This window comes from Burkholderia sp. LMG 13014 (assembly GCF_905232215.1).
Lineage (GTDB): Bacteria > Pseudomonadota > Gammaproteobacteria > Burkholderiales > Burkholderiaceae > Burkholderia.
The window spans coordinates 1-9,555 of sequence record NZ_CAJNKE010000211.1 but is presented as its reverse complement, the minus strand read 5'-3'; the positions used below and the strand labels follow the sequence as shown (position 1 = coordinate 9,555).

At 67.0% G+C, this 9,555-nt stretch carries 6 protein-coding genes and 1 pseudogene; 5 read left to right on the top strand and 2 right to left on the bottom strand.

The features are described from left to right. Positions 1 to 447: pseudogene (locus JYJ84_RS20190) on the top strand (alpha/beta hydrolase); the annotation flags it as partial. Then, positions 444 to 875, top strand: a complete 432-nt coding sequence (locus JYJ84_RS20185) for a MarR family winged helix-turn-helix transcriptional regulator (protein ID WP_043186736.1) — start codon at positions 444 to 446, stop codon at positions 873 to 875. The pseudogene JYJ84_RS20190 and the gene JYJ84_RS20185, both read left to right, overlap by 4 nt. A gap of 51 nt (positions 876 to 926) precedes the next feature. On the opposite strand, the gene adhP is transcribed toward JYJ84_RS20185, so the two are convergent. Then, on the bottom strand, positions 927 to 1,955 hold the full coding sequence (gene adhP, locus JYJ84_RS20180; protein WP_175219529.1) for an alcohol dehydrogenase AdhP: 1,029 nt from the start codon (positions 1,953 to 1,955) through the stop codon (positions 927 to 929). A gap of 578 nt (positions 1,956 to 2,533) precedes the next feature. On the opposite strand from adhP, the gene JYJ84_RS20175 reads away from it, so the two are divergent. The 3 genes from JYJ84_RS20175 to otsA all read left to right on the top strand — a co-directional run bounded on the left by JYJ84_RS20175 (position 2,534) and on the right by otsA (position 8,934). Next, the gene (locus JYJ84_RS20175; protein WP_236027470.1) at positions 2,534 to 4,612 is read left to right on the top strand and encodes a TonB-dependent receptor; all 2,079 of its coding nucleotides are present in this window, start codon (positions 2,534 to 2,536) and stop codon (positions 4,610 to 4,612) included. 468 nt (positions 4,613 to 5,080) lie between these two features. Then, the gene (locus tag JYJ84_RS20170; RefSeq protein ID WP_175219530.1) at positions 5,081 to 6,700 is read left to right on the top strand and encodes a methyl-accepting chemotaxis protein; all 1,620 of its coding nucleotides are present in this window, start codon (positions 5,081 to 5,083) and stop codon (positions 6,698 to 6,700) included. Positions 6,701 to 7,521: 821 nt separating this feature from the next. After that, complete coding sequence (gene otsA, locus JYJ84_RS20165; protein ID WP_175219532.1) at positions 7,522 to 8,934, top strand: alpha,alpha-trehalose-phosphate synthase (UDP-forming); 1,413 nt, start codon at positions 7,522 to 7,524, stop codon at positions 8,932 to 8,934. 7 nt (positions 8,935 to 8,941) lie between these two features. Here otsA and JYJ84_RS20160 read toward each other — a convergent pair whose 3' ends face one another. Continuing rightward, positions 8,942 to 9,409, bottom strand: coding sequence for an OsmC family protein (locus tag JYJ84_RS20160; protein ID WP_174958326.1), 468 nt, complete (start codon positions 9,407 to 9,409; stop codon positions 8,942 to 8,944). Between the last annotated feature and the right edge of the window lie 146 nt (positions 9,410 to 9,555).

The window sequence follows — 9,555 nt, the reverse complement described above, 5'->3', positions numbered from 1 at the left end:
CTCGGCCCGTTGATGTCGGCGCTGCTCGGCTACGTGCCCGGCAAGCGGCTCGGGCTCGGCGAGGACATGCCGGCCGGCGTGTTTCGCGAATGGAGCCGCTGGACGACGCTGCCGCACTATTTCTTCGACGATCCGACGCTCGGCGCGGCCGAGCGTTACGCGAAGCAGCAGTTGCCGATCCTCGCGCTCGGCTTTGACGACGACCCGTGGGCCAACCCGACGGCCATCGGGCTGCTGGTAAGCTATCTGACCCGCGCGGCGGTCGAACGCCGCCAGATCGATCCGCACGCGGCGGGCAGCGGCCCGGTCGGGCACATGGGCTTCTTCCGCAGCCGCCCCGGCACCGTGCTGTGGCCCGACGTGGCCGACTGGCTCGCGCAGGCACTCGACACGCCACGAACCGCGGGCCGTCCCTCCCTTTCCATTGCAGCCGGGAACCCAGCTTGAGCGAAGACCGACGACTGTTTTTCATGTTGAACATCGGCCAGCGGCGCGTGCAGCGCTGGATCGACCGCAAGGCGGAGACCGAGACGCGCGCGAGCGCCGCGCAGGCCGGCGCGCTGTTCTGTCTCGCGAAGCAGGATGGTGCGCTGATCGGTGAAGTCGGCGCCGCGCTGCAGCTCGCGCCGTCCGCGATGACGGGGCTCGCCGACCGGATGGCGAAAGCCGGCCTCATTACGCGTCATGCCGATTCGGACGACGGCCGCGCGACGCGCTTGTACCTGACCGACGAAGGCCACGCGGCGCTCAAGCGGGCACGCGTGCTGCTGCGCGAACTCAACGGCAAGCTGTGCGACGGGTTTTCCGACGACGAACTCGATGTCGTCGCGCGCTGGTTGCACACGCTGCAGGAGCGGTTTCCAGCGGAGCGCTGAGCGGCACCGTCGATCCATCGACGGCACGCGCTGCGCCCCGCGCACATCGCATCAATGCATGTCGGTCAGCACGATGCGCCCGTCGACCTTGCCGTCGCGCAGCTTCGCGAGCACGTCGTTGATGTTGTCGAGCCGGTCGCGGTGGATATGCGCGCGCACCAGGCCGGCGGCGGCGAAATCGAGCGATTCCTGCAGGTCGCGCCGCGTCCCGACGATCGACCCGCGCACGGTGATGCCGTTCAGCACGGTCGAGAAGATCGGCAACGGGAAATCGCCGGGCGGCAAGCCGTTGAGCGCCACCGTGCCGCCACGCCGCACCATCCCGAGCGCCTGCGCGAACGCGCTGCGCGACACGGCCGTGACGAGCACGCCATGCGCACCGCCGATCTCCTTCTGGATCACCTTGGCCGGATCGTCGACCGACGCGTCGATCGTCAGTTCCGCGCCGAGCTGCCGCGCCAGCGCGAGCTTGTCGGGTGAAATGTCGATGGCCGCCACGTGCAGGCCCATCGCCCGCGCATACTGCACGGCTACGTGCCCGAGGCCGCCGATGCCGGAGATCGCGAGCCACTGGCCCGGGCGCGTATCGGTGACGCGAATGCCCTTGTAGACGGTGACGCCCGCGCACAGGATCGGCGCGATCTCGTCGAACGCAACCTGAGCGGGTAAATGACCGACGTAATCGGGATCGGCCAGCACGTATTCCGCATAGCTGCCGTTCACCGAATAACCGGTGTTCTGCTGGCCGTGGCACAGCGTCTCCCAGCCGGTGTGGCAATACTCGCAATGGCCGCAGGCCGTGTACAGCCATGGCACGCCCACGCGATCGCCTTCGCGCACGTGCGTGACGCCCGCGCCGACCGCCGCGACGATGCCCACGCCTTCATGGCCCGGAATGAACGGCAACGACGGCTTGACCGGCCAGTCGCCGTCGGCCGCATGCAGGTCGGTATGACAGACGCCGGATGCCTTGATGTTGACGAGGATCTGGCCGGGCCCCGGCGTCGGCACGGGTACCTCCTCGATGCGCAGCGGTTCGCCGAACGCGTGCACGACGGCCGCTTTCATGGTTTGAGACATGTGTCGCTCCTGCCTGGTCGGTGAGCGATCCAGTATCCGGTTTCGGATTCGAACGACGTTGATGCGCGTCAATGCGCGGGACGATGCGCGGCGATGGCGGCTGCTTCAACGCGTCGCACCGGGGCGTTCCGCAGGAGTCACTGGACCTGATCCGATGGCGGAGGTCCACGCCCGCCTCATCGATCGGCGGACCGCCGATTCCCGGCGGGCGGCGCCGACGGACCCGAATGCGGGCGACACGAACCGGGCCGGCGCACGAGCAACGCGTCGACACGCGCACGGCATCGCCCCGTTCAAGCGATCGTTCCGGGCACCGCGCAGACGCTTTCCGCTCCCGCCGCGATTTCATCCATCCGACAGAAACCCGACAGCTACCTGCCATTCGGCTTGGAATTTGAAATGATATAACATATCATTTCGCGTGCTCGTCCGCCTGACGGCGTTCCACTGTGGGTGGCCGAGCCTCGCCGAGCCATGTTCCAACGGGTCACTACGCGTCGCAGACGCAACAATATATCGTATCCAGCCGTGACCCGCATCGCTCGTTATCCGATCCGATTCCAACCGATTCACCGACCATGCGCGACCTCCCTCGTCTACCGCTTCGCCCGCTCTCGTCCCTTTCGCTGATGCTGTTCGCCGCCGTCGCACACGCGCAGACCGCAGCGCCCGCCGTATCCGGCACGCCGCCGACCACCCCGCTCGCCCCGATCTTCGTGACCGCGAACCCGCTCGGCGACACCGACCTGATCGCGCCGACCGTCCAGCTTTCCGGCGATGCGCTGACGCGCCGCCAGGCCGATTCGCTCGGCGAGACGCTCAACGGGCTGCCCGGCGTATCGACCACCACCTACGGGCCGATGGTCGGCCGCCCGATCATCCGCGGGATGGACGGCGACCGGATCCGGTTGCTGCAGAACGGCGTCGCGGCCTACGACGCGTCGTCGCTGTCGTACGACCATGCGGTGCCGCAGGATCCGCTGTCGATCGAGCGCGTCGAGATCGTGCGCGGCCCGGCCGCGCTGCTGTACGGCGGCAATGCGGTGGGCGGCGTCGTCAACACGATCGACAACCGGATTCCGCGCGAAGCGATCGAAGGCGTGACGGGTGCGCTCGATGCACGCTATGGCGGCGCGAACTCGGTGCGCGCGGGTGCCGCGCAGGTCGAGGGCGGCAACGGCCGCTTCGCGTTCCACGTCGACGCATTCGACCGCGAAACGAGCAAGCTGCGAATTCCCGGCTACGCGCGCAGCAGCGCGCAGCGCGCGATCGACGGCCCCGACACGCCGCAACCGGAAGGCAACGTGCCGAACAGCGACGGCCGCGTGCATGGCGGCGCGGTCGGCGCGTCGTACACGTGGGCGGACGGCTTCGCGGGCCTGTCCTACAGCGGCTACGAATCGAACTACGGCTCCGTCGCGGAAAGCCACGTGCGGCTGCGGATGCGCCAGGAACGCCTCGCGCTCGCGTCCGAGGTGCGCAACCTGAGCGGGCCGTTCACGAAGCTGAAATTCGACTTCGCGTACACCGACTATCGCCACAAGGAAGTCGACAACGGCGAGACCGCGACCACCTTCCGCAATCGTGGCTACGAGGCGCGCATCGAGGCAACGCATCGCAAGATCGGCCCGTTCGAAGGCGCGATCGGCGTGCAGTTCGGCCACAACACGTTCTCCGCGCTGGGCGACGAGATGCTCGTGCCGTCCACACGCACGAACAGCGTCGCGTTGTTCGGCCTCGAGGAATGGCAGGTCGTCCCGGCGCTCAAGCTGAGCCTCGGCGGACGTTTCGAGCACGTGAAGGTCGATCCCGATCCGGCCGGCGTCGAGAAATTCGCGGGGGCACAGGCGCGCGAATTCAACGCGGGCAGCCTGTCGGCCGGCGCGCTGTTCTCGCTGACGCCCGTGTGGTCGGTGGCGGCCAACGTCGCGTACACCGAACGCGCGCCGACCTTCTACGAACTGTATTCGAACGGCCCGCACGATGCGACCGGCCAGTTCCTGATCGGCAACCCGAACGCGTCGAAGGAAAAAGCGGTGTCGACCGACCTGTCGCTGCGCTACGCGAGCGGCCCGAACCGCGGCAGCGTCGGCGTGTTCTACAACCGCTTCTCGAACTACCTGGCCGAGTACAACACGGGCCGTGTCGTCGACGACGACGGCGAACCCGTCGCGCCCGGTACCGACGGCTCGCTCAACGAAGCGATCTATCGCGGCGTGCGCGCCGAGTTCTACGGCGTCGAGCTGGACGGCAAGTGGCGTGCGTTCGCGCGGCGCGGCCATACGGTCGACCTGGAACTGACGGCCGACTACACGCACGCGCGTAACGTCGACACGGGCCAGCCGCTGCCGCGCATCGCGCCGCTGCGCGCGACGCTCGCGGCCGACTACGGCTATGGGCCGTTCGGCGCGCGTGCGCAGGTCACGCATGCGTGGTCGCAGCACCGCGTGCCCGACAACGACTTCTCGACCGACGGCTACACGTCGCTCGGCGTGATGCTGACCTACAAGTTCCGCTTCGGTGCGACGCACTGGCTCGCGTACCTGCGTGGCGACAACCTGACGAACCAGGAAATCCGCTACGCCACCTCGGTCGTGCGCGGCTTCGCGCCGGAAGGCGGCCGCAGCGTGATGGCTGGATTGCGCACCACGTTCTGATCCACTCATGGTCCGCGGCGCCCGCCGCGGGCCGCTCTCCGGCGCCGCCCTTTCCGTCGCCAATTTCCGTTTATCGGCCATCGCCGGCTATCGCACCGCGCATGCCGGGGACGTCTGCCTGCTCCCTCCCCAATTAGTCCGCAAGGAAATTCATTGATTCACCCATAAAACCAAATAAATTCATCAGACAATTATTAGCATAAACACCGTTTCCGTTTCATTCAATAAAACCGGTTTCAAATTCCACGCATGAACCTTTTAATCATGGGTGCCCCGGTGTTATTTGATTGAAATCAAGAACCCCCATCCAGTAAGGTTTTCAGCGCTAAAAAAACTAATATCAGGGTTTTCTACGGGTAAAGAATCATCAGGCACACCCGTTAATGCCGGCACGAGCCCGTATCTGGTCGAACAATAATTTCAATTTACCAACCACTCGCGCAGGGGCACTCCGTGAAAATCGCCAGAATGAGCATCAAACTAAAACTCCTTGGCGGCTTCGGCCTGCTCGCCGCGGTCGTCGTGATCGTGTCGGGCATGGCACTCAAGGCGCTATCCGATACCAACGCCGAGTTTTCCCGCTACATGAACGGCATCAGCGCGCGGGCGAACCTGTCCGCGCAGATCCGCACGGCCGTCGACCGGCGCGCGATCGCCGCGCGCAACCTCGTGCTCGTCACCAAGCCGTCCGACCTCGAACTCGAACTGGCCGAAGTGAACCAGGCGCACAAGGACGTGCAGGAGCATCTCGCGAAGCTCAAGGCAATGATGGCGGACGCGACCGACACCTCCGATCGCGCGCGCGAACTGGTGGCCGATATCGTGCGCATCGAAACCAGCTACGGGCCCGTCGCGCTGCGCATCGTCGGGCTCGCGCAGGCCGGCAAGAAAGACGAGGCGACCGCCGACATCGACGACAACTGCCGGCCACTGCTCGCGCAGCTGGTGCGTGCGACCGACGCGTACGCGACCTATACGCATGAACGCGAACTCGCGATCGCGCAGCAATTCGCGGACCGCTATGCGACCGAGCGCAACCTGCTGGCCGGCATCTGCCTGGGCGCCGTCGCGATCGCGGTCTGCGGCGGCCTGTGGCTGACGCGCAAGATCACGGTGCCGATCGGCTCGGCCGTGGACGTCGCACGCACGGTCGCGAACGGCGATCTCGGCAGCCGCATCGACGTGAGCGGCAACGACGAGACGCGCGATCTGCTCGACGCGCTGCGGACCATGAACGAGCGGCTGATCGGCATCGTCGGCCGCGTGCGCGATTCGTCGAACAGCATCGCGCACGCGGTAAGCGAGATCGCGTCGGGCAACCTCGACCTGAGCCAGCGCACCGAGGAACAGGCCGCTTCGTTGCAGGAAACGGCCGCGACGATGGAGGAATTCACGTCGACGGTGCGGCTGAACGCGGAGAACGCGCAACAGGCGAGCGCGCTCGCCGCGAACGCGTCGGACGTCGCGCATCGCGGCAGCTCGGTGGTCGGCCGGGTGGTCGACACGATGACGGAGATCGGCCACCGCTCGTCGAAGATCGCCGACATCACCGGCATCATCGAAGGCATCGCATTCCAGACCAACATCCTCGCGCTGAACGCGGCCGTCGAAGCGGCCCGGGCGGGCGAACAGGGCCGCGGCTTCGCGGTCGTCGCGAGCGAGGTGCGCAGTCTCGCGCAGCGCTCGTCGACGGCGGCGAAGGAGATCAAGGAACTGATCTCCGCGTCGGTGCAGACGATCCGCGACGGCTCGGCGCTCGCGGGCGAAGCCGGCAAGACGATGTCGGACGTCACGCAGGCCGTCGCGCGCGTGACGGACATCATGGGCGAGATCGCAGCCGCGTCGGCCGAGCAGAGCCGCGGCATCGACCAGGTGAACCTGACGATCACGCAGATGGACGAGACGACGCAGCAGAACGCCGCGCTCGTCGAGCAGGCCGCGGCCGCATCGAAGTCGCTCGAGGCGCAAGGCCACGAGCTGTCCGAAACGGTCGCCGCGTTCCGGATGCCGGCCGGCACGCATGTGACGTCGCCGGGCGCGCACGCGCACGTGTCCGCCACGCATCACTGGCAACCGGCCACCGCGTAACAACGGATGCTGCAGGGAGACGACGATGCGCATGCCGGTTCGCCTGTGTCACGCTTGCGCGCACCGCGCGATGCGCGGCCGCGCGCGGCACGCGGTGCGGCTGTGCATCGTCGCCTTCCGGCGCGACCTGTGCGCATGCACGACCTCGCGCTTCGCCGATTCGCCGATTCGCCGATTCGCGTCGCGCGTTCGCAGCACGCGTACGGGTAGTACGCACGTCGACGTAACCGCGTAACCGTGCCATCGCCGGTCGTCGCGGTCGACCGATGCGGCCTCGTGCGCGAGTCCGGAAATGCGCATCGCCACGCACGTTCGCGCGCACTGCGTGCGCCTCCACATTGCACGGCGCACGCCTGCGCATGCAGCGTCGTGCAAGTTTCGATCCGGCCCGTGTCTCGCGCGTTGCCACACCGGCGACATGGAGATCGTGCCGAATTTGTGCGCGCATCGCCCGCCGGAAATGCGCATCGTCACGCACGTTCGCGCGCACTGCGTACGCCTCCACATTGCATGGCGCACGCCTGCGCATGCAGCGTCGTGCTAGTTTCGATCCCGCCCGTTTCTCGCGCGTTGCCACACCGGCGACACGGAGATCGTGCCGAATTTGCGCGCGCATCGCCCGCCGATGCAGACTTTTAAAACGACCGAATGACGAGTATGCTTAAAAAAGCACTCCCCGTTCGGACGGCGAATCGCGTGCCCTGACTCCCGTCCGATCGCATTGCGGCCCCATCGCTTTACGCCCCGCGCGTCGATGGCGGCGTCTGCTTCTCGCGCCACGGCCGCACGAACCTTTCCCCCAACAATCGTCAGGAGAGCTGGTGAGCCGACTCGTCGTCGTATCCAATCGCATTGCAGATCCCCGTAAAGCTGCGGCCGGCGGGCTCGCCGTCGCCGTGAAAGACAGCCTGCAGGAATCCGGCGGCGTCTGGTTCGGCTGGAGCGGCAGGCTGCGCGGCGGCGACGATCAGCCCACGCATGGCGACGAGGTGCAGATCCAGAACGTCGGCGGCATCCAGCTCGCGACGATCGATCTCGACCCGCAGGATTACGACGCGTACTACCTCGGCTATTCGAACAACGTGCTGTGGCCGGTGTTTCACTACCGACTCGATCTCGCGCAGTTCGACCGCCGCTTCGCCGACGGCTACCGGCGCGTCAACCAGCTGTTCGCGCGCAAGCTGCGCACGCTGCTGCGGCCCGACGACACCATCTGGGTCCACGACTACCAGCTGATTCCGCTCGCCGCCGAGTTGCGCGCGATGGGCTGTGCGAATCCGATCGGTTTCTTCCTGCACATCCCGATGCCGCCGCCGCCGATCATGGCCGCGATCCCGGAACACGAGTGGCTGATGCGCTCGCTGTTCGCGTACGATCTCGTCGGCTTCCAGACCGAGTCGGATCTGCTCCACTTCGAGCATTACGTCGAAGCGGAAGCCGGCGCCGCGCGGCTGCCCGACGGCCGCCTGCAAGCATTCGGCCGCACGCTGTCGGCCGGCGCCTTCCCGATCGGCATCAACGTCGACGAGTTCGAATCGCTCGCGCGCGATCGCGACGGGATCGACATGTTCGAGCGGATGCGCGACGAATATTCCCGCCGCCAGTTGCTGGTCGGCGTCGACCGGCTCGACTACACGAAGGGGTTGCCGCAGCGCGTGCATGCGTTCCGTCAGTTGCTCGAACAATATCCGGAGAACCGCAACCGCGCGACGCTGATCCAGATCGCCGCGCCGAGCCGCGAAGATCTCGGCGCATACGACGACCTGCGGCGCGAGATGGACAGCCTGTGCGGCGCGATCAACGGCGACTACGGCGAACTCGAATGGATGCCGATGCGCTACATTCACCGCACCGTCGCGCGCAAGCGCTTGCCGGGCCTCTATCGCGCGAGCCGCGTCGCGCTCGTCACGCCGCTGCGCGACGGGATGAATCTCGTCGCGAAAGAATTTCTCGCCGCGCAGGATGCGGCCGACCCGGGCGTGCTCGTGCTGTCGCGTTTCGCCGGCGCGGCCGAGCAGTTGAAGTCGGCGCTGCTCGTCAATCCGTACGACACGCAAGGCACCGCGCAGGCAATCCAGCGAGCGCTCGCGATGCCGCTCGAAGAACGCCGCCAGCGGCACGCGGCGCTGATGGCGATCGTGCGCAAGACCGACGTGCACTGGTGGCGCACGCGCTTTCTCGACGCGCTCGCCGACGCGGCCGAAGTCGCGGCCGCGGCCGCGACCGAATCCTGACGCACGCTCACGCGTCCGTCGCCGCGTATTCGAGCGCCGCGCCGTTCACGTCGCACAGGTCGACCGAAACCGGAATGCCTTCGCGCAGGCTCTCCGTCAGTACGCAATACGCATCGAACTGATCGAGCACGCGCGTCGCTGCCGCGAGATCGGCCCACCTCCTGCCGATCGACAGCCGGACGGCCATCGCGCCCACGCGCACCCTGCCCGCTTCGTTCTGCACCATGTCGACGTCGATATGCGCGGCAATCGGCTGCGGATCGACATGCTGTTTTTCCAGCGCGAACTGCAGGCTCGCCGCGAGACACGTGGCGACAGCCGCGGCCAGCAACCGGATCGGGTTCGGCCCGCGCCCGTCGCCGAGCGGCTGCGGTTCGTCGGTGAGCACCGGCGCCAGCGTCGTGCCGGCAAATACCACTTCGAAACAGAAACGCGCCTGCTGCGCGACATCGACCGATACGTGCGCCTCGCTCATGGCGACTCCGTGGAGATCAACAGGGAAAGGAATGCCGGCACGCAGTCGCATCGATGCGCGCCGCTCGCAGGTGCGCAGCATCTTCAGCGCTCGGGTTCGCGCGGCGGCCCGTACGCGACGAAATCGCGTTCGACCGCGGACGCCTG

Coding starts and splice junctions, on each gene's coding strand:
- adhP (WP_175219529.1), bottom strand. CDS start 1,955: ATGTCTCAAACCATGAAAGCGGCCGTCGTGCACGCGTTCGGCGAACCG.
- JYJ84_RS20175 (WP_236027470.1), top strand. CDS start 2,534: ATGCGCGACCTCCCTCGTCTACCGCTTCGCCCGCTCTCGTCCCTTTCG.
- JYJ84_RS20170 (WP_175219530.1), top strand. CDS start 5,081: ATGAGCATCAAACTAAAACTCCTTGGCGGCTTCGGCCTGCTCGCCGCG.
- JYJ84_RS20160 (WP_174958326.1), bottom strand. CDS start 9,409: ATGAGCGAGGCGCACGTATCGGTCGATGTCGCGCAGCAGGCGCGTTTC.